Source organism: Microbispora rosea (genome assembly GCF_900156315.1).
Classification (GTDB): Bacteria; Actinomycetota; Actinomycetes; order Streptosporangiales; family Streptosporangiaceae; genus Microbispora; species Microbispora rosea.
Genome location: NZ_FTNI01000021.1, coordinates 136,459 through 161,528, shown reverse-complemented (window position 1 = coordinate 161,528; position 25,070 = coordinate 136,459). Strand labels below are relative to the sequence as shown.

Annotated in this window: 20 protein-coding genes; 9 read left to right on the top strand and 11 right to left on the bottom strand. The window is 70.2% G+C overall.

Annotated features, from left to right (window positions below; all coding sequences use genetic code 11):
- Positions 1-70: 70 nt before the first annotated feature.
- The gene (gene typA, locus BXA11_RS27160; RefSeq protein ID WP_030506018.1) at positions 71-1,924 is read right to left on the bottom strand and encodes a translational GTPase TypA; all 1,854 of its coding nucleotides are present in this window, start codon (positions 1,922-1,924) and stop codon (positions 71-73) included.
- 306 nt (positions 1,925-2,230) lie between these two features.
- Here typA and BXA11_RS27155 point away from each other — a divergent pair, with 306 nt between their 5' ends.
- The 4 genes from BXA11_RS27155 to BXA11_RS27140 are packed head-to-tail and all read left to right on the top strand — an operon-like array spanning position 2,231 to position 5,526.
- Positions 2,231-2,674 carry a hypothetical protein gene (locus BXA11_RS27155; protein ID WP_076439040.1) on the top strand — a complete coding sequence of 148 codons (444 nt, stop codon included), beginning with the start codon at positions 2,231-2,233 and terminating at the stop codon, positions 2,672-2,674.
- Positions 2,671-3,894 carry an NRAMP family divalent metal transporter gene (locus BXA11_RS27150; protein ID WP_076439038.1) on the top strand — a complete coding sequence of 408 codons (1,224 nt, stop codon included), beginning with the start codon at positions 2,671-2,673 and terminating at the stop codon, positions 3,892-3,894. The genes BXA11_RS27155 and BXA11_RS27150 overlap by 4 nt, the downstream gene beginning before the upstream one ends.
- A 28-nt stretch (positions 3,895-3,922) precedes the next feature.
- Positions 3,923-4,705, top strand: a complete 783-nt coding sequence (locus tag BXA11_RS42435) for a hypothetical protein (protein ID WP_076439036.1) — start codon at positions 3,923-3,925, stop codon at positions 4,703-4,705.
- A 50-nt stretch (positions 4,706-4,755) separates the two neighbouring features.
- The gene (locus tag BXA11_RS27140) at positions 4,756-5,526 is read left to right on the top strand and encodes an alpha/beta hydrolase (RefSeq protein ID WP_239105108.1); all 771 of its coding nucleotides are present in this window, start codon (positions 4,756-4,758) and stop codon (positions 5,524-5,526) included.
- A 168-nt stretch (positions 5,527-5,694) separates the two neighbouring features.
- Here BXA11_RS27140 and BXA11_RS27135 read toward each other — a convergent pair whose 3' ends face one another.
- Both BXA11_RS27135 and BXA11_RS27130 read right to left on the bottom strand, forming a co-directional pair.
- Positions 5,695-7,131: an aldehyde dehydrogenase gene (locus tag BXA11_RS27135; protein WP_076439032.1), complete on the bottom strand. Its 1,437-nt coding sequence runs from the start codon at positions 7,129-7,131 to the stop codon at positions 5,695-5,697.
- A 122-nt stretch (positions 7,132-7,253) separates the two neighbouring features.
- Positions 7,254-10,316 carry a M14 family metallopeptidase gene (locus BXA11_RS27130; protein WP_083744612.1) on the bottom strand — a complete coding sequence of 1,021 codons (3,063 nt, stop codon included), beginning with the start codon at positions 10,314-10,316 and terminating at the stop codon, positions 7,254-7,256.
- A 212-nt stretch (positions 10,317-10,528) separates the two neighbouring features.
- On the opposite strand from BXA11_RS27130, the gene BXA11_RS27125 reads away from it, so the two are divergent.
- On the top strand, positions 10,529-11,437 hold the full coding sequence (locus BXA11_RS27125) for a coiled-coil domain-containing protein (RefSeq protein WP_076439030.1): 909 nt from the start codon (positions 10,529-10,531) through the stop codon (positions 11,435-11,437).
- On the opposite strand, the gene BXA11_RS27120 is transcribed toward BXA11_RS27125, so the two are convergent.
- Positions 11,419-12,699, bottom strand: coding sequence for a GH1 family beta-glucosidase (locus tag BXA11_RS27120; RefSeq protein WP_076439028.1), 1,281 nt, complete (start codon positions 12,697-12,699; stop codon positions 11,419-11,421). The two genes, BXA11_RS27125 and BXA11_RS27120, sit on opposite strands and share 19 nt — an antisense overlap.
- A gap of 76 nt (positions 12,700-12,775) precedes the next feature.
- Here BXA11_RS27120 and BXA11_RS27115 point away from each other — a divergent pair, with 76 nt between their 5' ends.
- Positions 12,776-13,420 carry a TetR/AcrR family transcriptional regulator gene (locus tag BXA11_RS27115; RefSeq protein ID WP_076439026.1) on the top strand — a complete coding sequence of 215 codons (645 nt, stop codon included), beginning with the start codon at positions 12,776-12,778 and terminating at the stop codon, positions 13,418-13,420.
- Between the two features lie 492 nt (positions 13,421-13,912).
- Here the strand turns inward: BXA11_RS27115 and BXA11_RS27105 are convergent, their stop codons facing one another.
- Positions 13,913-14,227, bottom strand: a complete 315-nt coding sequence (locus BXA11_RS27105) for a YciI family protein (RefSeq protein WP_076439022.1) — start codon at positions 14,225-14,227, stop codon at positions 13,913-13,915.
- A gap of 8 nt (positions 14,228-14,235) precedes the next feature.
- A complete protein-coding gene (gene wrbA, locus BXA11_RS27100; RefSeq protein WP_076439019.1) occupies positions 14,236-14,844 on the bottom strand; it encodes an NAD(P)H:quinone oxidoreductase in 609 nt (202 codons plus the stop codon).
- A 122-nt stretch (positions 14,845-14,966) separates the two neighbouring features.
- Here wrbA and BXA11_RS27095 point away from each other — a divergent pair, with 122 nt between their 5' ends.
- Complete coding sequence (locus BXA11_RS27095) at positions 14,967-15,557, top strand: TetR/AcrR family transcriptional regulator (protein ID WP_076439017.1); 591 nt, start codon at positions 14,967-14,969, stop codon at positions 15,555-15,557.
- 28 nt (positions 15,558-15,585) lie between these two features.
- On the opposite strand, the gene BXA11_RS27090 is transcribed toward BXA11_RS27095, so the two are convergent.
- The 4 genes from BXA11_RS27090 to BXA11_RS27075 form a co-directional block, all read right to left on the bottom strand.
- Positions 15,586-17,322, bottom strand: coding sequence for a hypothetical protein (locus tag BXA11_RS27090; RefSeq protein ID WP_076439015.1), 1,737 nt, complete (start codon positions 17,320-17,322; stop codon positions 15,586-15,588).
- Positions 17,307-18,062 carry an ABC transporter ATP-binding protein gene (locus tag BXA11_RS27085; RefSeq protein WP_030506004.1) on the bottom strand — a complete coding sequence of 252 codons (756 nt, stop codon included), beginning with the start codon at positions 18,060-18,062 and terminating at the stop codon, positions 17,307-17,309. Before BXA11_RS27085 ends, BXA11_RS27090 begins: the two co-directional genes overlap by 16 nt.
- Before the next feature lie 238 nt (positions 18,063-18,300).
- Positions 18,301-19,212, bottom strand: a complete 912-nt coding sequence (locus BXA11_RS27080) for an aldo/keto reductase (protein ID WP_076439013.1) — start codon at positions 19,210-19,212, stop codon at positions 18,301-18,303.
- A 45-nt stretch (positions 19,213-19,257) separates the two neighbouring features.
- The gene (locus tag BXA11_RS27075) at positions 19,258-20,967 is read right to left on the bottom strand and encodes a pentapeptide repeat-containing protein (RefSeq protein ID WP_076439011.1); all 1,710 of its coding nucleotides are present in this window, start codon (positions 20,965-20,967) and stop codon (positions 19,258-19,260) included.
- 155 nt (positions 20,968-21,122) lie between these two features.
- Here BXA11_RS27075 and BXA11_RS27070 point away from each other — a divergent pair, with 155 nt between their 5' ends.
- Complete coding sequence (locus BXA11_RS27070) at positions 21,123-21,515, top strand: MerR family transcriptional regulator (protein WP_308441071.1); 393 nt, start codon at positions 21,123-21,125, stop codon at positions 21,513-21,515.
- Between the two features lie 71 nt (positions 21,516-21,586).
- Here BXA11_RS27070 and BXA11_RS27065 read toward each other — a convergent pair whose 3' ends face one another.
- Positions 21,587-23,491, bottom strand: coding sequence for an ABC transporter ATP-binding protein (locus BXA11_RS27065; RefSeq protein WP_076439007.1), 1,905 nt, complete (start codon positions 23,489-23,491; stop codon positions 21,587-21,589).
- A gap of 229 nt (positions 23,492-23,720) precedes the next feature.
- On the opposite strand from BXA11_RS27065, the gene BXA11_RS27060 reads away from it, so the two are divergent.
- Positions 23,721-25,004, top strand: a complete 1,284-nt coding sequence (locus tag BXA11_RS27060; protein ID WP_076439005.1) for an ABC transporter substrate-binding protein — start codon at positions 23,721-23,723, stop codon at positions 25,002-25,004.
- Positions 25,005-25,070: the final 66 nt, after the last annotated feature.

Below are 25,070 nucleotides of genomic sequence, written 5' to 3'. Positions count from 1 at the left end.
GAAGGCGGGCGAAGGCGGGAAAGCCGAAGCCCCCGCCGATCGGATCCGCGGGGGCTCGGGATGACGGAGCTCAGCTGCCGCGCTTGGCGCGGGCGGCGGCGCGGCCACGGCTGGCCGAGTCGAGGACGACCTTGCGGATGCGCACGGTCTCCGAGGTGATCTCGACGCACTCATCGTCGCGGATGAACTCCAGGGCCTGCTCCAGGGACAGGACGCGCGGCGGGATCACCTTCTCGGTCTCCTCGCTGGTGGAGGAGCGCATGTTGGTGAGCTTCTTCTCCTTGGTGATGTTCACGTCCATGTCGTCGGAGCGGGAGTTCTCCCCGATGATCATTCCCTCGTACACCTCGGTGCCGGGGGAGACGAACAGCGTGCCGCGCTCCTGCAGGTTGAGCATGGCGAAGGCGGTGACCTGACCCGCGCGGTCCGCGACCAGCGAGCCGTTGTTGCGGGTGCGCAGCTCGCCGAACCACGGCTCGTACGTCTCGAACACGTGGTGCACGAGACCCGTGCCGCGGGTCTCGGTGAGGAACTCGGTGCGGAAGCCGATCAGGCCGCGCGCCGGCACCAGGAACTCCATGCGGATCCAGCCGGTGCCGTGGTTGGTCATGTGCTCCATGCGGCCCTTGCGTACGGCCAGGAGCTGCGTGACGGCGCCCAGGTACTCCTCCGGGCAGTCGACGGTGAGACGCTCGACCGGCTCGTGCACCTTGCCGTCGACGACCTTGGTCACGACCTGCGGCTTGCCGACGGTCAGCTCGTAGCCCTCGCGGCGCATCTGCTCCACGAGGATCGCCAGGGCCAGCTCGCCGCGGCCCTGCACCTCCCAGGCGTCCGGGCTCTCGGTGGGCAGCACGCGCAGCGAGACGTTGCCGACCAGCTCCTTGTCGAGGCGGTCCTTGACGAGGCGGGCGGTGACCTTGGAGCCCTTGACCTTGCCGACCAGCGGGCTGGTGTTGGTGCCGATCGTCATGGAGATCGCCGGCTCGTCGACCGTGATCAGCGGCAGCGGGCGCGGGTCCTCGGGGTCGGCCAGCGTCTCGCCGATCATGATGTCCGGGATGCCGGCGATCGCGATGATGTCGCCGGGCCCGGCCTCCTCGGCGGGCTTGCGCTCCAGCGCCTCGGTCATCAGCAGCTCGGAGATCTTGACGCGCTGCACGCTGCCGTCGGTGCGGCACCACGAGACCTGCTGGCCCTTGCGGATCGTGCCCTGGTGGACGCGGCACAGCGCGATCCGGCCCAGGTAGCTCGAGGCGTCGAGGTTGGTGACGTGGGCCTGGAGCGGCGCGGACGGGTCGTAGACCGGCGCCGGGATCGTGCTCTTGATCGTCTCGAACAGCGGCTCCAGGTCGGGGGAGTCCGGCATCCCGCCGTCGGAGGGGCGCTCCAGCGAGGCCCGCCCGGCCTTGGCCGAGGCGTACACGATCGGGAAGTCGATCTGCTCCTCGGTCGCGTCGAGGTCGATGAACAGCTCGTACACCTCGTCGACGACCTCGGCGATGCGGGCGTCCGGCCGGTCGACCTTGTTGATGCACAAGATCACCGGCATCTTCGCCGACAGCGCCTTGCGCAGCACGAAGCGGGTCTGCGGCAGCGGGCCCTCGGAGGCGTCCACCAGCAGGACCACGCCGTCCACCATCGACAGGCCGCGCTCGACCTCGCCGCCGAAGTCGGCGTGGCCGGGCGTGTCGATGATGTTCAGCGTCATGCCGCCGTGCCTGACGGCGGTGTTCTTCGCGAGAATGGTGATCCCCTTCTCGCGCTCCAGGTCGTTGGAGTCCATGACCCGCTCGTCGACGTCCTGGTTGGCCCGGAACGCGCCGGACTGCCACAGCATGGCGTCGACCAGCGTGGTCTTGCCATGGTCGACGTGCGCGATGATCGCGATGTTCCGCAGGTCGTCGCGGGTGTTCATAGGCATAGTGGAGTTTCTCGCTCTGGTTCGTCGGGGTGTCGTCCGCGTCCCGGGACCGAAGCGAGACGCACATCCGCCGCATGACACGGCCCAGCCATTTTAGTTGATCCCGGTCGCCGCCACGCGCCGCCGCCGTACGGGACCCTCGAAGGCAACGCCGTCGGCGCGAGTCGCATTCCATCCTGTCTAAAGGCCCGCCGTCTGGGCAGGTGGCGCGGCTGTGACGGATGAAGGTCTCGTGCTGCTGATCGCCTGGGCCGAGTTTCTCGTGCCGATCCTCGTCCTCGCCTACCTCCTGCTGCGGCGGCGCACATGATCCCGTCGGTCCGGCTGGCGCCGCCGGCCCTCCTGGCGGCGCTCCTGCTGTCCGCCTGCGTCAGCCCCGCGTGGGACGACGACGACTACGCGCTCAAGGCGGGGAAGACGGCGGAGTCGGCCGTCTCGGCCGTGCGCTTCGCCCGTTCCACGGTGGCGTACCGGGACCGGATGACCGGGCCGTACGCCGAGGTCGTGCTGACCGAGGCGGCGCGGGACCTGAGCAGCGTGAACGACCAGTTCGGCGGCGTGCAGCCGCCCTCGGACGCCTCCGACCGGATCAGGGACGAGGTGCTGCGCCTCACCGAGAAGGCCGAGAGCGAAGTGGAGGACCTGCTCATCCAGGTGCGCCGCGACGGGGTGAAGGACCCGGCGGCGGCCGTACGGGAGCTGGACAGGCTCGCGAGCGAGCTGAGCGACTTCGCGGAGAAGCACAGGTGAAGAGACTGGTCGCGGTCACGCTCGGCATCCTGACGGCCTTCGGCGGCTTCGTGGACATCGGCGACCTGGTGGCGAACGCCGTCGTCGGGTCGAGGTTCGGGATGTCCCTCGCGTGGGTGGTGGTCGTCGGCATCATCGGGATCTGCGTCTTCGCCGAGATGTCCGGCAGGATCGCGGCGGTGTCGCAGCGGCCGGTCTTCGACCTCGTCCGCGAGCGCATGGGTCCCCGCGCGGGGCTGGTCAACCTCGGCGCGTCGTTCTTCATCAACGTGCTCACGCTCGCCGCCGAGATCGGCGGCGCGGCGCTCGCGCTGGAGCTGGCGACCGGGCTCGACTATCTGCTGTGGGTGCCTCCCGTGGCCCTGGTCGCGTGGCTGGTGATGTGGCGGGTGAAGTTCGACACCATGGAGCGGGTCTTCGGGCTGGCCGGGCTCGCGCTCGTCGTGTTCATCGTCGCGCTGTGGCGGCTCGGGCCCGACTGGGGCGAGCTGACCACGCAGCTCACCCGGCCGCCGCAGGACGAGGGCGTGCCGACCTACCTCTACTACGCGATCGCGCTGCTCGGCGGGGCGATGACGCCGTACGAGGTGTTCTTCTTCTCCTCGGGCGGCGTCGAGGAGAAGTGGACCCGCAGGGATCTGGTGACGGCGCGGGCCAACGTGTTCGTCGGCTTCCCCCTCGGCGGGGTGCTGTCGCTCACGATCGCGGCCTGCGCGGCGACCGTGTTCATGCCGGTCGAGGCCGAGCCCGATTCGCTCGGGCAGATGGTGCTGCCGGTCGCCGAGGGACTGGGCAAGGCCGGGCTCGGCGTGGTGATCCTCGGGGTGTTCGCGGCCACGTTCGGCGCGACGCTGGAGACCGCCCTGTCGTCGGGCTACTCGCTGAGCCAGTATTTCGGCTGGCAGTGGGGCAAGTATGTGGCGCCGGGCCGCGCCGCCCGGTTCCACGTGACCGTGCTGGCCTCGGTGATCGTCGCGACCGCGCTGATCCTCACCACCATCGATCCGATCAAGGTGACCGAGTATTCGCTGGTCTTCTCGGCCGCGGCCCTTCCGCTCACCTACCTGCCGGTTCTCATGATCGCCAACGATCCCGACTACATGGGCGCGAAGGTCAACGGCAGATTCAGCAACGCGCTGGGAAGTTTCTACATGGTGCTGCTTCTCGTCGTGGCGCTGGCGGCCATCCCCCTGATGCTCGCGACGAAGGCGGGACAGTGACGGCACGGCAGAGGAGGGTGAGGCATCGATGAGCGAGCCCGCGCGGGTGCTGCACGCCCGCCTGCACCTGCTCGACCGGCAGGTCGTCAGGGAGAGCGACGACCGCCTGCTGTGCAAGGTGGACGACCTGGAGGTGCGGCCGGGCGACCGGCCGTACGTCACCGCGATCCTCTCCGGGCCGCCGGCGCTCGGCCCGCGGCTCGGTGGCCTCCCCGGGTGGCTGATGACCGAGACCGACCGCCTCTTCCGCGACGAGGAGCGGCCGGGGCCGTACCGCATCGAGATGAGCATGGTCACCGAGATCGGCAGCGCCGTACGCGTGGCGGGCCGACGGCAGGACCTGGCGCTGGAGCGCTGGCTGACCGGGAACGTCGTCGGCCGGATCCCGGGCGCGGCGGGCGTCGAGGAGCAGGACGCGCCGGACAGGGCCCTCCGGGTGCGGGAGAGGTGGGAGGACAGGCCGGACACGCCGCGAATCGGCGGACTGATCGGCCGCACCGTCCGCGGTCCGGCGGGGGAGGTCGCCGGCAACGTCGCCGACGTCTGCCTGGTGCAGGACGGGCCGCTCCTCGCGGAGGTCCACCAGGCCTTCCGGACGGCCGGGCTGCTGATCGCCCGGCGGCGCGCCGGGCGGCTCTTCGGGTACGAGCGCGGCCCCGGGCTGTGGCGGCCGTCGCTGCTCGGCGCCCTCGTCCGGCGCATGCACGGCGAGATCCGGTACGCCGAGTGGGACCAGATCGAGTCGCTGGACGACGGGGAGGTCAGGCTGGGGGTCGCCTGGGACCGGCTGCGCTCCACGGCCGACCTCTGAAAGATCCCCGTCGCACAGGGGGTGAAGTGGTGGGAAATAAGGTCGGGGGCATGGCTCTCGCTGCTGCTTTCGGAGCGATGCTGCGTACGGCGGACGGTGTCCGCATCGACGCGGCGCACACGCCCAACAGCTCACTCGGCCCTGCTTCTCTCGATCTGGGCATCGTCGTCGCGCACGGCTTCACCGGCACCTGGAGGGGGCTGGACACCCGGCGCATCGTGCACGTCCTGTCACGGTACGGCGGCGTGGTGTCGTTCGACTTCCGGGGGCACGGCCACTCCGGCGGCCGGTCCACGGTGGGGGACCTGGAGGTCCTCGACGTGGACGCGGCGGTCAAGCACGCCCGCGCGATCGGCTACCGGCGCATCATGACCGTCGGCTTCTCCATGGGCGCCGCCGTGGTCGTGCGGCACGCCGCGCTGCGCGGCGGCGTGGACGGGGTGGTGTCGGTGAGCGGCCCGGCCCGCTGGTACTACCGCGGCACCAAGCCCATGCGCCAGGTCCACTGGGCGATCGAACGCTGGCACGGCCGGTTGGCGGCCCGGCTGGTCAAGCGCACCAGGATCGCGGTCGGCGGATGGGACCCCGTGCCGCTCCCGCCGTACGAGGCTGCGGCCATGATCGCGCCCACGCCGCTGCTGATCGTCCACGGCGACAGCGACCCGTTCTTCCCCCTCGAGCACGCCTACCAGTTGTACGAGCACGCCGCCGAGCCGAAGGAGCTGTGGATCGAGCCCGGCTACGGCCATGCGGAGGCGGCGGCCACCCCCGACCTCGTCCGGAAAATTGGTCATTGGATCTCTCGAACCAAAACCCCATAAGGGTCGTCTATACGGATTGTGTGGTGAAGCGGGAACTCCAGACACCGCACCGTCGATTGGGGGATCGGCGCACACCCTCGCAGGGTGTGGCCCAGCGTCGCGGGGGCGCGCTGGGCGGTTTCACCGGCCCGGTGCGGCAGGCACGCCGCACCGGGCCGGAGGGACGCGTCAGCCCAGGCGGGCGATGGACTTGGTCTCCAGGTAGGCCGCCAGGCCCTCGGGTCCGAGCTCCCGGCCGAGGCCGCTGGCCTTGAAGCCGCCGAACGGCGTGTTCGGGTCGAGCGTGTGCATCATGTTGACGCCGTAGGTGCCGGTGCGCACCCGGCGGGCGACGTCCATCCCGTGGTCGGTGTCGGCGGTCCAGACCGAGCCCGACAGGCCGTAGTCGCTGTCGTTGGCGATCCGCACCGCGTCCGCCTCGTCCTCGTACGGGATCACCGTCAGCACCGGGCCGAAGATCTCCTCGCGGGAGATGCGCATGTCGTTGGTGGCCCCGGCGAAGACGGTCGGGGCGACGTACCAGCCCCGGTCGTACGGCCGGTCGAGGCCGCCGACGACGGGCTTGGCGCCCTCCTCGATGCCCGTCCTGATGTAGCCCTCGACCCGCTCCTGCTGCCGCCTGGCCACCAGCGGCCCGATCCCGGTGGCCGGGTCGGCGGGGTCGCCCACCTGCTGGCCCGTCACCATCTCGGCGACGGCCTGGACCACCTCGTCGTAGCGGTTGCGGGAGGCGAGGATGCGGGTCTGCGCGACGCACGCCTGGCCGTTGTTCATCAGCGAGGCCATCGAGAGGAAGCCCATGGCCGAGGGCAGGTCGCAGTCGTCCAGGATGATCGCCGCCGACTTGCCGCCGAGTTCGAGCGTGCAGCGCTTGAGCTGCTCGCCGCAGATCGAGGCGATCCTGCGGCCCGCGGCGGTCGATCCGGTGAAGGCGACCTTGTCGACGCCCGGGTGGGAGATGAGGTGCTCGCCCGCCTCACGACCGGCCGCGACGATGTTGACGACGCCGGCGGGAATGCCGGACTCGTTGATCATCTCGGCGAGCAGGTAGGAGTCGAGCGGCGTCTCGGGGGCCGGCTTGATCACCACAGTGCAGCCCGCGACGAGGGCCGGGGCCAGCTTGGTCATGAGGACGAACTGGGGGACGTTCCAGGGGACGACGGCCGCCACCACGCCGACCGGTTCGCGGCGGACGACCACCGGGCCGAACAGGCCGGGCCGCTCCTCCTCGACGGGGAACGTCGCGCCGAGGCCGGCGAAGTACTTGAGCATGCCGAGCGGCTGCGGCGCCTGGGCGAGCTGGGAGAAGGTGATCGGCGAGCCCATCTCCGTCGTGATGATCCCGGCCATCTCGGCCTGGCGCGCCTCGTAGATCTCCGCCAGCCGGCCCACGACCGCCGCGCGCTCGGCCATCGTCATCTGCGGCCAGGGCCCGTTGTCGAAGGCGTCCCTGGCGGCGGCGACGGCCCGGTCCATGTCGGCGGCGGTGCCGTCAGGGACCCGGCCGACGACCTCCTCGCTGTGGGGGGAGATCACCTCGATCGTGTCCGTGCCCGCGGGGGCCACCCAGTCGCCCCCGATGAACAGCGTGTCGTGGTGCAGCATGCCTGCCTCCTGCTCGGGCGCGTCTTCGCGCACTCAGTCAGACCGAACCATGTTCTGATCGGCCTTGGCAAGAGCTGCCGGAGCCCGGCCCGCGCCGGGTGGCGCGGGCCGGGCCGCGGGTCCTACGGATGCGCCCGTCCGAGCAGATGCGTCATGGCCCGGCGCGCCAGGTCCGTCCGCATCGCCTGGGTCGTCGCGCCCTCCGCGCCGAAGCCGAAGTAGACCGTGTCCTTCGTGGTGATGCCCGCGCCGTCGTCGAGCGTGCGGTCGCTGCGCGCCCAGTCGTTCAGCGCGGTCGCCGATCCGGGAGGCGGTCCGGCGACGGTCCAGCCGCCCAGGTCGTCCTCGAACGAGGTCTCCGCGACGGTCGCGCCGTCCGCCCTGACGGTCATGTCGTCCAGCCACACGCCGAGGCCCTGGGTGCCCCAGTCGCTGATGTAGGAGATCGACACCTCGACCTTCTTGCCCGCGTACGGCGTGAGGTCGGCCGACCACTGCTGCCAGCCGTTCGACGAGCCGGAGGCGGCGTGCCACGCGCCCGTCGTGCCGGTGGCGGTGCACGACGACGCGCCGTCGTACGTCTGGTAGTGGGCGGTGAACGGATGGATGTCCACCCAGCCGCTGGCGCAGCTGTCGCCCGCCTCCTGGGAGGTGTGCCCGTTGGCGTCGGGCAGCGTCGTCCAGTCGTCCTGGCCCGCCGTGTGCGCCTCGACCGTCAGGAAGTCCCAGCCGGGCTCGGTGTTGTACGACGTCCAGAACGACAGCTCGCCACTGGTCTTGCCGGTGAGGTCGATCGTCCTCGTCAGGCGCTTGTAGGACACGTCCGCCTGGCCGCTCTGCACGTCCCAGGTGCCGGTGTGCGGGCTGAACGGCGATCCCGCGCCGTACTGCCACTTGAGCGGGGCCGAGCTGGCGAACTGCGGGAACCGGTCGGCCGGCAGGACCGAGGACGTCGTGACGAACGCGGAGGTGTGGTCCTGGTTGCCGGGCGAGTCGCCGCCGTTGAGCGTGCCGGTGAAGCCGGCGAAGGCGCCGCCGGCGCCCCACAGCGGCAACGTGTTCCCTTCGGCGTCCTGGCCGCCGCCCTCCACGTAGGTGTAGGCGCCCAGGTAGTACTGCACGAAGTCGTTGCTCAGCGAGAGGCAGGGGGGCTTGCTCAGGGTCGTGCACTCGGGTTGCGCCGGGTAGTCCGGCTCATACCAGTAGGAGCCGTTGGTGTTCTGGGCGTACAGCGCGTACTTGCCGGTGGCGAGCAGCTTGCCGCCCTCGTTGAGGTAGTCGCGGAACGCGAGTTCCAGAGCCTCGGCCAGGTTGGCGGCGCTGCCTGCGGGCTGCCCGGACGCGCGGGGGATGACGTCGTCGCCGGTCTCCCAGACGACGGCCTTGTAGTGGCTGAGGACCCCGAGCGGGTGGGGCGCCTTACGGCCGTTCCTGTCCACGTCGTACACGTCGGAGGAGTAGCCGGCCGCCGCGAGCGCCTTGGCGTAGTCGTCGGCGTACTTCGCCTCGGTGACGCCCTGGGCCGGGCTGACGCCCGTGACGTCCTCCGCCGCGACGATCAGGACCTTGCCGCCGACGTCCGTGGAGACCTTGTAGGTGAACTCCTCGCTCTTCTTCGTGGGCGAGCGGAACCACACCTTCACGGTGTCGCCGGGTCTCGCACCCTTGACCGTGCCCCTGAGCTGGTGGAAGTAGGTGTCGTAGCCGTCGCCGTAGCGCTCGCCGCCCTTCCACTCGGAGGTCGGGACGTTCTTGGTGTGGCCGCCGTTGATCTGGTAGTTGAGGAAGACCGGGCCGAGCTTGCGCTTGGCGTTCACCTGCACGACCTGGTCGGCGCCGTAGCTGACGTCGAACGGGTCAAGGACGAAGTCGGGCACGGTGTTGCCGAGGTGGCTGACCGGATCGCTCGGGTCGAGCGCCGACTTCGCGACGTCGAGCGCGAAGGGAAGCTGCTTTTCGAACTCGGCCTGCACCAGCGCCTCGTCGTCGGGGAAGACGAAGCCGCAGCCGTCGCAGCCCTCCTCCAGCTCCGGCGTCCAGGCGAGCGTGCCGTACGCCTTGTGCGCGTGATCGGTGGTCTCGCCGTTCGTCGTGTAGAGCTCGGCGCCGACCCCCGGGTCGAAGCCGGGGACGGCCGGGTTCTCGTCGGTGCCGGTCAGCGCCAGGTAGACGGGATCGTCGGCGGTCTTCGTCGCGACCTGCCAGCCCTCGGGATAGAGCAGCAGCGGGCCGTACGAGTGGTAGTTGACCTGCGCCTTGAAACGCAGCCGCTTGAGCAGGCCGTCCATGGCCCGCGCCTCGGGCTCCGACACCGGGGCGGTGCCGCGGTAGGTCTCGCTGCTGAAGACGCTGGACGAGCCCTCCTCGTCGTACCCCCAGCGGGTGGGGAAGTTGCGGTTGATGTCGACGCCGTCGTTGCCCGTGATCTGGCCGTCGCCGTCGTTGTCCCGCAGGTTCTTGCGCCAGAGCCGGTTGCCCTCGGTGAAGGTGAAGTCGTAGCCGTCGGGGTTGGCGACCGGCACGAACCACACCTCGGTGGTGGTCAGCAGCCGGCCGACGTCGGATTTGTTCTTGTTGGCCACCAGGTATTTCAGCAGCCGCATGTCGACTTCGGTCGCGATCCACTCGCGCGCGTGCTGGGTGGCCGAGTAGAGCACCGACGGTTTGACGCCGTCGGGCAGCACCTGGGCCAGCTTCGTCAGCTTCAGCGCGAGGATGTCCCTCCCTTGGAGGGTCTTGCCGATCGTCTCGAGCTTCGCGACGTCCTTGTTGGCGTTCGCGATGGATCGGAGCTGGTCGGCGATGCCGCCCTTCTCCGAGTAGGACTTCCAGACGGTGTATCCGCCGGCCGCCTGCGCCTTCGCGGCCTGCGACTGCGTCTGGCCCTGGGGATTGCGCACCGGCTTCGGCCGGTAGCCGAGGATCTGGAGCTTCTTGAGCTCGGCGGGGGTCGCGGTCAGTTCGACGTGCTCCTTGTCGCCCGCGAGGTGCCGCTGGACGACGTCGAAGCCCTTCTGGGTCAGCGTGCCCGAGGTGCCGGGCGCGCTGTCGAGCTGGTAGAGGTCGGCCTGGTCCGATGGGGGGAGCGGGTCGCCCTGGCCGGCCTGCGCCGGGGAGCCCGGCAGCAGGAGCGCCGCGCCGAGAGCCGCGGCGGCCAGAGTCGAGACGATCTCTCGTCGGGACATCGGTGAGCCCTTCGTGGGGGGTGACGATCTCCCGAATGTCTGCCGGGGTCAAATCGCGTTCAAGTGCGGTAAGGCGACGCGTAAGTCTCGAATTGGTCACATCGTGGGAAGTCCGGCGCTTGTCCGCTTTAGGCCCAAGAGTTTCACCTGTTCCGCTAGCAGACGTAAAGATCGTCTTCTATAGTTTCAGGCCGAATCCGAGTGGAGGTCGCGTGCGGTCGGGACGCTGGGCCAGGCTGGCGGTGGTCACCACCGCGCTGCTCGTCGCACCATCTGTCTTCGGCGCCGCCTCGGGTGCGCTCACTGCTGAGGCCGAGCCGGACCAGCAGGCCAAGCTCCGCAAACTCACTCAGGAGGCCGCCGCGCTCCAGAAGGAGTACCGCGGCGAGATCCTCAGCCTGGACGACGCGAAGAGGGCCGCGCAGAAGGCGTCCGGCAACGTCAAGAAGCTGAAGTCGGACCTGCTCGCGGCCCAGCGGCAGGTGGCCGCGTTCGCCCAGACCTCGTACATGAGCGGGGGCGCGGACGCCTCCCGGATCTTCTCCCTGTCGGCCGACCCCAGCTCGCTGGCGACGCTGGCCTATCTCGGCAACGCCAGGACCGAGCGGCTCAACGGTGTCAAGGACCTCGTCGCCAAGCAGAAGAAGGCGGCCGCCTCCGCCGCCGACGAGATCGACAAGCTGCAGGCCCACATCAAGGAGCTCAAGTCGAGGCGCGGCGAGGTCGAGCGGCTGATGGCCAAGTACGGCTTCCAGACGCCCGACGCCGGCAGCGGCCTGACGCAGCGCCTGATCACCGTGCGCAACGCGATCATGTCGCAGTTCCCGATGCCCTTCAGCGTCGGCTGCCTGCGGGTCGGTGACCCGGGGGAGCACGGCAAGGGCCGGGCCTGCGACTTCATGATGAGCAGCGGCGGCCGAATGCCCGACGCGGTGGCCAAGGAGCGTGGCGACGCCCTCGCTCAGTGGTGCATCCAGCACGCGAGCGAGTACGGGATCATGTACATCATCTGGCAGCAGCGCTACTACGACATGCGTACGCGGGCCGGCTGGCGGATGATGTCCGACCGCGGCGGCATCACCGCCAACCACTACGACCACGTTCACGTGTCGGTGCTCTGAGCCTCCAGGAACTTCCGCAGCCAGTGGTAGGACGCCTTCGGGGTGCGCTGCTGGGTGTCGAAGTCGACGTGGACCAGGCCGAACCGCTGGTGGTAGCCCTCGGCCCACTCGAAGTTGTCCAGCAGCGACCAGACGAAGTAGCCCCGCAGGTCCACGTTCGCCCGGCGCATCGCCGTGATGTGGCCGTCGAGGTAGGCGATCCGCTCCTGGTCGTCCAGGCCGTCGTAGGAGCAGCCGTTCTCGGTGATGTAGACGGGCGGCAGCGCGTCGCCGTACCTGGCCTTGAGGGAGTCGAGCAGCTCGCGCAGGCCGTCGGGGACGACGGGCCAGCCGAACGCGGTGGTGGGAACGCCGGAGATCTCCTCGAACCGGAACGGCAGGCCGTCCCCGCCGGGGCCGCCGATACGGGTGGGGTTGTAGTAGTTGATCCCCAGCCCGTCGAGAGGCTGGCCGATCGCCTCCAGGTCGCCGGGTCTCACCGGGATCTCGACGCCGAACGCCGTCAGGTCGGGGTAGGCGCCGGTGAGGACCGGGTCGTTGAACAGCCGGTTGTGCAGGATGTCGTACGTCTCGGCGGCGGCCAGGTCCTCCGGTGAGTCCGAGGCCGGCCAGACCGGGGTGCAGTTGTTGGTGATCAGCACCTGCTCCGCGCCGGCCGCCCGCAGTGCCTGCGTGGCCAGGCCGTGCCCGAGCAACTGGTGGTGGGCCACCGGCAGCGCGTCGAACATGAGCGCCCTGCCCGGGGCGTGGATGCCCAGGCCGTATCCCTCCACCATGTGGACGAACGGCTCGTTGAGCGTGATCCACATGCGTACGCGGTCGGTCAGCCGTTCGGCGACGACGGCGGCGTAGTCGGCGAAACGGCGGGAGGTGTCACGGTCGAGCCAGCCGCCCTCGTCCTCCAGCGCCTGCGGCAGGTCCCAGTGGAAGAGCGTCGGCACGGGGGTGATGCCGCGCTCGCACAGCGCGTCCACCAGACGGTCGTAGAAGTCGAGACCGGCCTGGTTGACCGGGCCGGCGCCGGTGGGCGTCACCCGCGGCCAGGCGATGGAGAAGCGGTAGGCGTTGACGCCGAGGCCGGCCATCAGCGCCACGTCCTCGGGGTAACGGTGGTAGTGGTCGCAGGCCACGTCCCCCGTGTGCCCGTCGCGGACCTTTCCCGGCGTGTGGGAGAAGGTGTCCCAGACGGAGGGCCCTCTGCCGTCCTCGTTCACCGCTCCTTCGATCTGGTAGGACGCGGTGGCCGTGCCCCAGAGGAACATAGTGCCGCCTCTCTCAGCTAATATGAGGGAAACTCATGTTAACTCGGTTGACCGAAAAGCGGGAGAGAATGGCGGAATGACGACAGGGGGAGCGCTGCGCCGACGGCCGGCGCAGCGCCGCAGTCAGGAGCGGGTCGGGCGCATGCTGGACGAGTGCGCCCTGCTGCTCGACGAGGTGGGGTACGCCGCCCTGACCACCAAGGAGGTCGCCCGCAAGGCCGAGGTGCCGATCGGGACCTTCTACCAGTTCTTCACCGACAAGCAGAGCCTGGTCCGCGCGCTCGCGCTGCGGAACCTGGAGGCGTACCTGGACCGGATCACGTCCCGGCTGGCCGCCGCGCCGCCGTCCGACTGGACCGACGCCGTGGATATGGTCGTCGACGAGTTCGTCCGGATGAAGCGGACCACGCCGGGCTTCGGGGTGGTGGACTTCGGGGAGGTGCTCGCCGCTCCCGGCGGTCCCGCCCTGCCCGGAACCCAGCGGATGCTCGACGAGGCGCTGGAGAACAACGTGGTCGTCGCCGACCGGCTGCGCTCCCTCATCGTCGACCGGCTCGGCGTGGCGCCGGGCGACGGCCTGTCGCGCGCCTTCGTGGTCGCTGTGGAGGCCGCCGACGCCGTGCTCAAGCTGGCCTTCCGCGTCCACCCCGACGGCGACCCCGACCTCATCGCCGAATGCAAGCGCCTCGTCCGCCGCTACCTCTCGGACCACCTTCACTAGCGGCGCGGGGACCGGCTGAAGGGCTTGAGTTCGGAGCCGGAGCGGCGGAGGGCTGTACGCCCCGGAAGGCCTGCCGACTCCATACCGTTGCGGCATGATTACTCTATGCATCGCCCTGGGTCGGCCCTGGCCGGGTTCATCGACGAGTCGATCCACACGAGTGTGGGGCTGTACGCGATCGGACTCGTGCTCGCCGCGCCTGCTCTTAGCGAAGAAGCCCGCAGACGTTTGTGCTCCGTGGTGCCGGCGGCACGGACGCCGCACTGGTCCCAGGAGGACGCCTGGATACGCGAAAGCCGGGCCACCACCTGCGGAGGTTAACCCGGCTTCACTTCGTAACCCCGAGTGGATTGCGCATTACTCATCGTATTCAACGATGGCCCCCTGTCAGGGAGTGGCCGGTGGCAGTGCGGCCGTCGTGATGAGCCGCACCGCTCCGATCGCGATTCGAGGACGACCGGGACGACAGGAACGGGCATGACTCCTGGCAGGTCAGTCGCGCGACGCCGCCGCGGCGGTCAGCGGCGCTGCCAGAGCAGCATGGACGCGCCCCGGCTCGATTGTCGTGATCGCGTGGGTCGCGACGCCGTTCACGACGAACGGGTCCTCGGCGCTGATCCGCTCGATGGCCTCGCGGTCCACGCCGCACGCCACGATGGCGCCGCCCTGCGAGGACGGCACCGTCTGCCCCGACACCAGGAAGACGCCGTCCGCGTGGTGCCGTTCGAGATATTCGACGTGATCGCGAACGAAGGGGGCGGCGTCTTCCTCGGAGCCGGTGTAGGAGACGATCAACAGGTGCAGCATGCCGCCATTCAAGCAGCCCGACCGGCCAGGAGGCTGGCCGTGATGGTCGCCAGGCGCTCGCCCTGGTAGCGGGCGGCCGCGAGAGTGTCCTCGGACGGGGCGCCCGTGCCGCCCGGGTGGGCGGTGCCGTACGGGTTGCCGCCCGCGGGGTACACCACCGGGTTGGTGTAACCGGGCGAGACGATGATCGAACCCCAGTGGTGGAAGGTGTTGTAGAGGGCGAGGATCGTCGACTCGTTGCCGCCGTTGGCGTTGTGGGCGCTGGCGAACCCGGTGGCGGGCTTGTTGGCCATGACGCCCTGCTGCCAGATGCCGCCCGTGGTGTCGATGAACTGCTTGAGCTGTGAGGCGATGTTGCCGTAACGGGTCGGCGAGCCGAAGGCGTAGGCGTCTGCCCAGACCAGATCGTCCAGCGTGGCGACCTCGACGTCCTTGGTAGCCTCGACGTGTTCGCGCCAGGCCGGGTTGGCGTCGATGGCGGAGTCCGGCGCCAGTTCGGCGACCCGGCGCAACCGGACCTCGGCGCCGGCCTTCTCCGCGCCCTCGGCGACCGCCTTGGCGAGCTGGTGGACGTTGCCGGTGGCCGAGTAGTAGATGACGGCGATCTTGGCACTCATGATGACGTCTCCTCCGAACGACGACGATCAAGCGGATAGCTATCCGCTTCGAAGGCAGTAAATCGGATAACAATCCGGTTCGCAAACCGGAGACCGGATCTCCGGTCCGGTAGCCTCGGGACATGCCCCGCACCGAGCTTCGCGTCACCGGACAGGCCCCGCCGGAGCGCGCGGACGCCGCTCGGAACCGGCGGAAGATCCTCGACGCGACCGCCCGCCTGATCGCGGAGCAGGGCCCGGCGGCCGTCACCATGAACGCCGTGGCGCACGCCGCGGGCATGGGCGTCGGCACCGTCTACCGCCGGTTCGGCGACGTCAGCCGCCTGCTGTTCGCGGTGCTCGACGACGGCGAGCAGCGCTTCCAGCAGGCCTTCATGACCGGTCCACCGCCCCTCGGCCCCGGCGCCCCGCCCGCCGAGCGGCTGCGCGCCTTCCTCCACACGGTCGCCGACCGGGTCATCGAGCAGGGCGAGATCATGGCGGCGGCGGAGAGCGCCTCACCGGGCGCCCGCTATCAGAGCGGCGCGTACCTCACCATGCATACGCACGTGTCCATGCTGCTACGCGAGATGAGACCGGAATCGGACCCCACGATCCTGGCCCACCTGCTGCTCGCGCCGTTCGTGCCGAGCCTGTTCGCGCACCTCACTGCGGACCGTGGAGTGACGAAGGACAGGATCAAGGCCGGCATCGACAGCCTGCTCGGGCTTTAGCCGGCTCCCAGAGGGACGGCCGCCCGCATCATCGGGATGACCGTGGCCTGACGACCCATACACCGGTGCCGTACATGGCCAGCCCGAGCACGACGAAGGCGGCGGCGACCGGATAACGCAGCCCAGGCGGCATGTACGTGGCCAGGAACCACGTGTGGCGCAGCATGCCGTTCGCCACGAAGACGGCGGCGATGATGCCCTGGGGGACCAGTGGGATGGCGCCGAAGCCGAAGCACCACCAGGCGATCGTCTTGTGCGTCTTGGACAGCTGCTCGAAGCGGAACTTCATCGTCGCCTGCGGCTTGCGGCCGGTCCGCATCACGTCCAGCAGTTCCGGGCCCTGCGACCGCAGTCGCCGCTCGGCGAGCAGGCCGAAGCCCCAGTGACACAGCACGCCGGTCACGACGCCGACGGCCACGCCGGCCCAGCCGTACCAGATCGCCACCAGGCCTGCCGGCACGGCCGTCAGGAGCACCAGCACCAGCATCAGATAGGCCAGCCCGGTCAGGCCGCCGTCGTCCTCGCTGGTGCGCAGCGGGTTGCCCGCGCGGCGATGCGGGTCGGTGCCGGGCACCAGCCCGTACGCCGAGACCAGCGGCACCAGCCCGGTCGCGCCGCCCAGCAGGGCGGGCAGCAGCGCCAGGATCAGGGGCCACGGCCCACCGGTGACCGCGGTGAACGCCACGGTCAGCACGATCGCCACCGGCGCGTGTGCCGACAGCCAGGCCAGCTGCCTGCCGCGCACGTCGCTCGCGCTCGGTGTCATCAGCGTCAGCCACAGCGCGGTGCCGTCGGTGCCGTACAGGTTGGAGGTCATGGCCGCGGCCATCACGATGAAGATCGGACCCGCGTACGGCAGCATGCCGTCCCAGCCGAGGACCAGCGGGCTGGCCGCGAAGCAGACGCCGTACGACAACGCGAAGGTCAGCTGGTGGTTGCGAACCAGGTCGCGCGACCAGGTGCGCAGCTCCTTGGCGACGATCGCGCCGTTGGCGGTCGCCGGCCGCATCGGGCGTCTGCCCCGAGTGGAGGGTCGCGCGGCGCCCGCACGCCTGCTGAGCAGCGCGGCCCACGCGCCCAGGAGCAGCAGCGCCAGGAGGGCCAGCGCTCCAAGCGCCCACCACTCGCCCCGGACGGCCAGCAGGCCCCACCCGGAGGGCAGGTACCAGACCACGGCGGGCACACCGGTCTGGCCGAAGAGCATGAAGAAGACCCAGATCTGGCCGAGCGCCGCCAGTATCGCGCCGTTGAGCAAGCCGGAGACGATCGCTCCCGGCCGGGTGCGCAGCGCCAACCCGACCACCGCCACGGAGACCTTCGACAGCAGCACGAAGACAGCCAGCTGCAGCGCCATCGCCGGCACCGCCACCAGGGCGTTGGCGACGCCGAGCCTGACTCCCGCGACCAGCAGCCCGAGCAGGGCGGTCAGGCTCACCAGTGGCGCCACGCCGACGAAGGCCGAGACCAGCAGCCCGGCCGCCAGCCGGCGCGGTGACAGGCCCAGCAGCGAGAAGTACTCCGGACGCAGCGTCTCGTCGCCGCCGCCCATGAAGATCGGGCCGAGTATCCAGCCCAGCAGCCAGACCGCGTACCCGGCCGCCAGCAGGTCCGAATCGGTGAAGGCCAGATAGATCGTGCCCGCCGCGAGCAGTGCGCCGAGCACCGCGCCCGTGCCCGCGGTCTGCGCCCGCGTGCCACGGAAGGCATGGCGCAGCATCGCGACCTTCATCCGGGCCATGGTGACCGTGGTCAGTGCGACAGCCACGACAGCTCCTTGAGCCCGTTGTCCTGCTCGCCGACGAGTTCGACGAAGGTCTCCTCCAGGGAGTTCGCGCCGCGTACCTCGTCCAGGGTGCCGGCGGCGGCCACCGTCCCCTTGTCGATCACCGCGACGCGGTCGCACAGCTGCTCGACCAGAGCCATGACGTGGCTGGACAACACGATCGAGCCGCCGCCCGCGACGAAGCCGCGCAGGATCGTCTTGATCGTGGCGGCCGACACCGGGTCGACCGCTTCGAACGGCTCGTCCAGCACCAGCAGCCGCGGCGCGTGCAGCAGTGCGGTGGCCAGCCCGATCTTCTTACGCATGCCGGTCGAGTACTCGATGACCAGCGTCTTGTCCACGCCGTCCAGCTCCAGCACGGCCAACAGGTCCTCGGCCCGTCGCGCCACCACCTCCTTGTCGAGCCCCCGCAGCAGGCCCAGATAGGTGAGCACTTCGCGCCCCGTCAGCCGCTCGGGCATGGCCAGCCCGTCGGGCAGCACCCCGACCATGGCCTTGGCTCGCTCGGGAGCGGCCCAGACGTCCTCGCCGAAGATCCTGGCGCTGCCGTCGTCGGGGCGCAGCAGGCCGACGGCCATGGACAGGGTGGTGGTCTTGCCGGCCCCGTTCTGGCCGACGAGCCCGAAGAAGGAGCCCTGGGGGACGCTGAGATCGATGGCGTCGACGGCGAGCTTGTCGCCGAATCGCTTGGTCAGCCCGCTGATCTCCAACGCTGGCGTCATGATGTGCTCCGGGGTGGCGAGGGAGAAGGTCATGGCGGTCGTCTGCGCCAGGATGCGCGGCACCAGGCGTCCTCCGTGAGCGTCCGCTCTCCGGATGCCACGTTCAGGACCCTAAACGCTCACCCAACGTTCGACAAGATCTACCGGCCGAGGGCGCCTGCGGCGGGGCAGGCTTCGGCTTCCCGCCGCAGGCGCTCTTCGCAGGCGCCCTTCGCGGGCGCGGACGCGCCCCGGCGCGTCAGGCGGGGGCGTCGAGGCGGGCGATCTGCTCGCCGTCGAGTTTGACGTCGGCGAGCAGTTCGTCGAGCTGGGCGATCGAGCTGACGCCGACGATCGGGATGATGTCCTGCGCCCGCAGCCAGGCGAGCACGACCTGGTTGCGCGTCGCGCCGAGCTCGCCGGCCACCTCGTCCAGCACGGCCAGCCGCCTGCTGGTGCCCGGGTGGTCGTAGTGCTCGGGCAGCGGCTTGCCGGCGTACGCGCCCGCGAGCAGCGAGGTGTAGACCCACAGCGTCAGGTCGCCCTCGGAGCGCACGTAGTCGAGCAGTTCCTCGGTGACCAGGGTGTGCCCGCCCTCGGGCAGCCGTACGCCGGGCCGGGGGCGGAGGTAGGAGTGGCGCAGCTGCACGTGGCTGTAGCGTGTGGCGCCGCGGGCCGCCGCCAGTGAGCGGGCCCGATCCAGCCGCCACACCGCGTGGTTGCTCGCGCCCACCTCCTTGGCCTTGCCGGCGAGCACCAGCTCGTCGAAGGCGGCGACCGTCTCCTCAAGCGGTGCTGACCTGTCGTCGATGTGGGCCCAGTAGACGTCCACGTGATCGGTGCCGAGACGCCGCAGGCTGCCGTCGATCGCGGCCCTGACCACACCGGCGGACAGGCCCTCGGCGGCGTCGAGCGTACGGGCGCCGGGCACGGACGGGCGGGCGCCGCACTTGGTGCTGATCACCACCTGGTCCCGGTTGCGCCGGGAGGCGAGCCATCGGCCGATGGTGGCCTCGCTCTCGTCGCCGGTCGCGCCCTCCTGCCAGAACGGGTAGTTGTTGGCCGTGTCGAGGATCGTTCCGCCGCCTTCGACGAAGCGGTCGAGGATGGCGAACGAAGTCGCCTCGTCCACGGTGGTCCCGAAGGGGATGGTCCCCAGAGCGATTCTCATACCGATCACCCTGCCGCCTGGAGCGCACTCCAGCACAAGCGGCTTTCACCGGCGGCGGGTGAGGGCCTTACGACCGCGCGCCACGATGGTCTCGACGTCCGTCAGGTCGCTCATGTCGTGGGCCCTCGCCAGCGCCTCCTTCGCCGCGTCGTAGGCGTCCAGGACCGCGTTCCAGTCCACCTCGCCGGTCCGGTCCGCCACGCTGTCGATCTCCTCGCCCAGCCGGGTCACGTTCTCCTCCTGGACGCGTCTGGCGTCCTCGAACCGGACCGCTCTCTCGGCGGCCGCCTCCCTGGCGGCTCTCCTCCGCCGCACCCTGGCCGTGGTCAGCCCGGCGACGATCCAGAAGGCGACCAGACCGGTGACGCCGAAGAAGATCAGCCAGCCGGTGGACATGCGGCTGGAGGACCCCGACAGGTCGACGTCCTCGGCGAAGTCCTGATTCAGCCCGGTGACCTCGGCGTCTTCGAAGGTGGCGCCCCGCAGCTCGGCATCGCTGAGATCGGCGTCGGTCAGGACGGCCTTGCGGAAGACCGCGTCGCGGTACTTGCCGTGGTGGAGGTATGCCCGGTCCATCCTCGCGCCGGTGAAGTCGGCCTGGTCGGCCGTCACGCTGATCAGCTCCGCGTCACGGAGGTCGGCGCCGACCAGCTTGGCCTGTGTCAGGGTGGCGCTGCCGAGCGCCGCGTCCGACAGGTCGGCCCGGGAGAGATCCGCCCCCGCGAGGTCGGCGCTGCCGAGCTTGGCGCGCCGCAGCCGTGCGCCCCGTAGGTCGGCGCCTTTCGCGGAGCGGAGGCTCGCCCCGGCGGCGGAGACGTCGCGGAGGATCGCCCGGTTCAGCTTGACCCCCGTCAGGTCGACGCCGTCCAGCTTGGCGCCGGTCAGGTCGGCGCAGCTCAGGTCGTCGGGGAAGTCCGTCACCGCGGTCAGGTCCCAGCCCCGGTAGTCCTGACCGGTGCCGGGCGCGCACGACGGGTCCGGCGCCGGCAGGAACCTGGGCACGCCCTTGCTCCCGGTCAGCCGGGCGTCCCTGACATCCCGCAGGTCGGCCCCGGTGAGGTCGGCCCCCCTGAAGTCCGCGCCGGTCATGACCGACTCGTACAACTGCGCGCCGCTGAGATCCGCCTGCCGCAGGACGGTCCTGATGAAGGTGGCGCCGTAGAGCCTGGCCTTCGCCGCCTTGACCCGTCTGAGGTCGGCCCGGCGCATGTCCGCGCCGTAGGCGGCGGCGTCGGTCAGGTCGACGCCGACCAGCTTCGCGTCGTCGAACTGCGCGTCGTACGTCTTGGCCCGCGCCATCGTGGCCCCGCTGAGGTCGGCCCCCTCGAAGTGCGCGTAGTAGGGCGAGGAGTCGTCCATCGTGGCCTCGCGCAGGTCGCTGCCGCGCAGGTCCGCGTAGTACAGCTCGGCCTCGGACAGGTCGGCCTTGCGCAGCCTGGCACCGGCCATCTGCGCGTACCCGAGGTGGGCGCCCTTGAGCGAGGCTCCGGTCAGATCGGCCCCGGTGAGCAGGCTCCGCACGGTCAGGCCGTCGAGCTTGGCGCCCCGCAGGTCCGCGCAGGACAGGTCGGCGGGCAGCGTCATGCGGGTGAGGTCCCGGCCGGCGAGATGCGGGCCGCTGCCCGGGCGGCAGGGAAGGCGGTCGCCGGGCGTCGCCGCGGCGGCAGGGGCTGCGGCAGGGGTCATCGGGATCGACAGCAGAACCGCGGCGATGAGGGTCACCGAGGCGGCCGTCGAGCGGGGGGTGCCGGGCATTTCTCACTGGCTCCATCGGGGACGCCGCCCGGACGCTCCCCGGGGAGCCGCGGGCACCGGATCATACGTGCACGACCCGTTATAAAGCCGCGGGTTGCGATCCGCTTGCGAAACACCTACAGAAGGGGCGATGTGCCAGGATCAATGGTGTGGCCGTGTACACACCTGGACAGGTCGTCGAGGAGACCGGTTTCAGCCTCGACACCCTTCGGTATTACGAACGGATTGGGCTGCTGGAGCCGGTCGGCCGTAACGCGGCAGGCCAGCGGCGGTTCAGCGAGGACGACGTGAGCTGGCTCGGCATGATCCGCTGCCTGCGCGACACCGGCATGCCGATCGCGGAGATGCTGCGCTTCGCCCAGCTCGTACGGCAGGGCGAGCACACCGTCGAGGACAGGATCGCGCTGCTGGACGAGCACGACCGGAAGGTCGAGGCCCAGATCGCCGACCTGCGCCAGAAGCAGGGCGGGATCCAGCGGAAGATCCAGTACTACAAGGACGTGCTCACCATGCGCGACATGCTCCCGGACTGCGAGCAGGCCTCCTGAGACGCACGCCTGCCCGGCCCGCTGGTGAGCGGCCGGGCAGGTGGCTCGGGCAGGTAGCTCGGGCGGGTGGTTCAGGCCGAGCGGTAGGCCTCGGCCTGGAGGTTGTAGAGGTCGGCGTAGAGACCGTCGAGGGCGATCAGTTCCTCGTGCGTGCCGTGCTCGCGGACCTTGCCGTGGTCGAGCACGTAGATGCGGTCGGCGTAGCGCACGCTGGCGAGGCGGTGGGTGATGAGCAGCACGGTCCGGCCGTCGGCGTGCTCCCGGATCCGCTCGAACAACGCGTGCTCCGCCCTGGCGTCGAGGGCGGCCGTGGGCTCGTCGCAGATCAGCAGGGGCGCGTCCCGGTAGAACCCGCGGGCCACCGCGATCCGCTGCCACTGCCCGCCCGACAGCTCGTGGCCGTTCTTGAACCGCCGGTCGAGCAGCGTGCGGTAGCCGTACGGGAGCTCGGCGATGACCTGGTCGGCGCCGGCGACCTCGGCGGCGCGGGTCACCTCGGCCTCGCCCTTCTCCGTGCCCATGGTGATGTTGTGGCGGGCGGTCAGCGGCCACCGGGTGTGGTCCTGGGCGATGACCGCGATCCTGCGGCGCAGGCTGTCGGGATCGACCTCGGCCAGGTCGGCGTCGTCCCACCGGACGCGGCCGCCGTCCGGCTCGTACAGCCCGGCGAGGATCTTCGCGAGGGTCGTCTTGCCCGAGCCGTTCTCGCCGACGAGAGCCACGACCTCCCCGCGTTCGATACGGACCGACACCCCGCGCAGGGCGGGGGCCGGCGCGGCGGGATAGGAGAAGGTGACCTCCTCGACCGTGATGCGGCCGAAGTCGCCGGGGGCCGTCCGGTCGCGGGCGGGCGGGATGCGCCCCTCGGCGTGCGCGATGAAGTCCAGGAAGTCGGTGAAGTAGAGCCCCTCCTCGTAGAGCCGGTTCGTCGCGTACATGAAGTTCGACAGCGAGGTCTGCCCGGACCGGATGGCGAGCACCGCGGTGCCGGCCACCGCGAGGGGCACCGCGCCCGCCGCGAGCAGCAGGCCGAGCGCGACGTAGACCATGCCCTGCCCCAGGCCGCCCAGTGCCTCGCCGAGGACGCGGGCGACGGTCTGCCGCCGCGCGAGGTCGAGCATGACCCGCTGCTCGCCCCGGGCGACCGTGTCGAACATCCGCAGCAGGAAGCCGCGCATGGTGAACGTGCGGACCTCGGCCGCGGTGTCCTTGTCCGCCAGCAGTTCCTCGATGATCCACTTGCGCCGTCTGGCCGGGACGAGCACCAGGGCGGTCGTGTAGCGCATCCGCGCGGCCCGTACGGCCGCCCAGGCGTCGGGGACGACCGCGAGCAGGAGCAGCGGCAGCAGCACGGGGTGCAGCACGCCCAGCACGCCCGCCGCGGCCGCGATGCCGACCAGGCCCGCCAGTGTGTCGATGGCCGTGCTCACGACCATCTCGGCCATCTGCATACCGCGCATGCGGGCCCGCTGCAGCGCGTCGTGGAACTCGGGATCGTCGAAGCAGACGAGGTCGACCCGGCTGGTCAGGGTGTAGAGGCGCTCTTCCGTGATCCGGCTGACCTGCGGTTCGAGCCGGGACTGGGCCCAACCGGCGCCCGCCTGCAGGGTCGTGCGCGCGGTGGCGGCAAGGCCCACGAGCAGCAGGCTGGGCAGCGCGGCCCGGATCCGCTCCGGAGTCGGGCCCGCCTGGAACAGCGCGGTCAGCACGCCCGTCGTGGCGAGCAGGCCGAAGGCGGTGAAGACGCCGCCGAGTGTGCTCAGTGTGACCGTGGCCACGGTGTCGCGGGGACTCGCCTCCCAGGCGATGCCCAGCGCCTGCCGGATCAGCCGGGGCAGCCGCCGCGCGACCGTGAGGAAGCCCAGCCCCGCCATCGTTCCGTAGTGTCGCGCCCATTGCGGAGACTCGACGTCGGCCATGTCCGGCAGGTCGTCCTCCGACAGATGATCAGGTCCCCCCTGTTGTGTGACCGTCATGCCTGCAGTGTGAGCGCCGGCGCCGACAATTTCCCGCGCCCCGGTCGCGCCGATCGCTTTGACGCATGCCCCTAACACCTAGCCAGGGCCGGTATGCAGAGACGTTATCGGCACAAACTTGACGGCGTGCCGCTGAAAGTGGGTTGATGGGGCCTGCTGACAACGTTGTCAGCCATATGTGTCTTCGGGGGCCCGAAATCCTCGTGAAAAGCAGGAAAGGAATGTTGCGATGAGACGACGGTGGATGGCGGCCGTCGCGGTCTCTGTTGCAGGTCTGCTCACTCTTTCCGCCTGTGGTGGCGGTGACAAGCAGGAGAGTGGAGGCGGTCAGGCCGCGAGGAAGGTCGAGGTCTTCTCGTGGTGGACGGGCCCCGGTGAGGCCGACGGCCTCAAGGCGATGCGTGAGATCTTCGCCAAGCAGAACCCGAACTTCGAGTTCTTCGACGCCGCGGTGGCGGGCGGCTCGGGCGACCAGGCCCGCGCGCTTCTGTCGAGCAAGCTGCAGGCCAACCAGCCCCCGGACACCTTCCAGGGCCACGCGGGCGCCGAGCTCCAGGGCTACATCAAGAGCGGCAAGCTGGAGTCGCTGAACTTCCTGTACGACGAGCTGAAGCTCAAGGAAGTCTTCCCGCAGCAGCTCATCGACCAGATCTCGGTGCAGGGCCAGGTGTACTCCGTGCCGGTGAACATCCACCGGTCGAACGTGCTGTGGTTCAACCCCTCGGTTCTCAAGAAGGCCGGCATCGACGGCGCGCCGAAGACCGTCGAGGAGTTCATCACCGACCTCGACAAGGTGAAGAAGTCCGGGAAGATCCCGCTGTCGATCGGCTCGCAGTGGACCCTGGTGCACCTGCTCGAGTCCGTGCTGCTCGGCTCGCTCGGCACCGACGCGTACAACGCCCTGTGGACGGCGAACGCCGACTGGTCCAACGCGAACGTGACCAAGGCGCTGGAGAACTTCAAGACCATCCTGTCGTACGCGGGCAGCCCGCAGGACGACTGGCAGCCGGCGGCCAAGCAGGTCGCCGACGGCGAGGCGGCCTTCAACATCATGGGCGACTGGGCCTACGGCTACTTCCACAACCCGCCGGAGGGCGGCCTCGGCAAGGAGTCGCACAAGGACTTCGACTGGGCCGCGTCGCCGGGCACGGACGGCACCTTCATGTGGCTGTCCGACAGCTTCACCCTGCCGAAGGGCGCGCCCAACCGCGACGGCGCGATCGCGTGGCTGAAGGTGGCCGCCAGCAAGGAGGGCCAGGACGCGTTCAACCCGCTGAAGGGCTCGATCCCGGCCCGCAAGGACGCCGACCAGTCCCTCTACAAGGACTACCTGTCGTGGGACCTGGAGCAGTGGGCGAGCGACAAGCTGGCCGGCTCGATCCAGCACGGCGTGGTCGCCAACGACCAGTGGCGTCAGGCCATCACCGACGCGGTCGGTCTGTTCCAGCAGGACAACGACGTCGCCAAGTTCCAGCAGGCGCTGGTCGCGGCGGCCAAGAACAGCGGCCAGTGAGCTGATCTCCTCGTACGGCCCACGCCGGGTCCACAACGGCGTGGGCCGTACTCGACTCCTGAGAGG

What these genes read in the sequence shown, in the direction of transcription:
- BXA11_RS27120 (WP_076439028.1), bottom strand. Translation starts at nt 12,699, where the DNA reads ATGTTCCTCTGGGGCACGGCCACCGCGTCCTACCAGATCGAAGGAGCG.
- BXA11_RS27105 (WP_076439022.1), bottom strand. Translation starts at nt 14,227, where the DNA reads ATGCTGCACCTGTTGATCGTCTCCTACACCGGCTCCGAGGAAGACGCC.
- BXA11_RS27075 (WP_076439011.1), bottom strand. Translation starts at nt 20,967, where the DNA reads ATGCCCGGCACCCCCCGCTCGACGGCCGCCTCGGTGACCCTCATCGCC.
- typA (WP_030506018.1), bottom strand. Translation starts at nt 1,924, where the DNA reads ATGCCTATGAACACCCGCGACGACCTGCGGAACATCGCGATCATCGCG.
- BXA11_RS27095 (WP_076439017.1), top strand. Translation starts at nt 14,967, where the DNA reads ATGCCCCGCACCGAGCTTCGCGTCACCGGACAGGCCCCGCCGGAGCGC.
- wrbA (WP_076439019.1), bottom strand. Translation starts at nt 14,844, where the DNA reads ATGAGTGCCAAGATCGCCGTCATCTACTACTCGGCCACCGGCAACGTC.
- BXA11_RS27065 (WP_076439007.1), bottom strand. Translation starts at nt 23,491, where the DNA reads ATGACGGTCACACAACAGGGGGGACCTGATCATCTGTCGGAGGACGAC.
- BXA11_RS27085 (WP_030506004.1), bottom strand. Translation starts at nt 18,062, where the DNA reads ATGACGCCAGCGTTGGAGATCAGCGGGCTGACCAAGCGATTCGGCGAC.
- BXA11_RS27080 (WP_076439013.1), bottom strand. Translation starts at nt 19,212, where the DNA reads ATGAGAATCGCTCTGGGGACCATCCCCTTCGGGACCACCGTGGACGAG.
- BXA11_RS27060 (WP_076439005.1), top strand. Translation starts at nt 23,721, where the DNA reads ATGAGACGACGGTGGATGGCGGCCGTCGCGGTCTCTGTTGCAGGTCTG.
- BXA11_RS27135 (WP_076439032.1), bottom strand. Translation starts at nt 7,131, where the DNA reads ATGCTGCACCACGACACGCTGTTCATCGGGGGCGACTGGGTGGCCCCC.
- BXA11_RS27140 (WP_239105108.1), top strand. Translation starts at nt 4,756, where the DNA reads ATGGCTCTCGCTGCTGCTTTCGGAGCGATGCTGCGTACGGCGGACGGT.
- BXA11_RS42435 (WP_076439036.1), top strand. Translation starts at nt 3,923, where the DNA reads ATGAGCGAGCCCGCGCGGGTGCTGCACGCCCGCCTGCACCTGCTCGAC.
- BXA11_RS27155 (WP_076439040.1), top strand. Translation starts at nt 2,231, where the DNA reads ATGATCCCGTCGGTCCGGCTGGCGCCGCCGGCCCTCCTGGCGGCGCTC.
- BXA11_RS27130 (WP_083744612.1), bottom strand. Translation starts at nt 10,316, where the DNA reads ATGTCCCGACGAGAGATCGTCTCGACTCTGGCCGCCGCGGCTCTCGGC.
- BXA11_RS27115 (WP_076439026.1), top strand. Translation starts at nt 12,776, where the DNA reads ATGACGACAGGGGGAGCGCTGCGCCGACGGCCGGCGCAGCGCCGCAGT.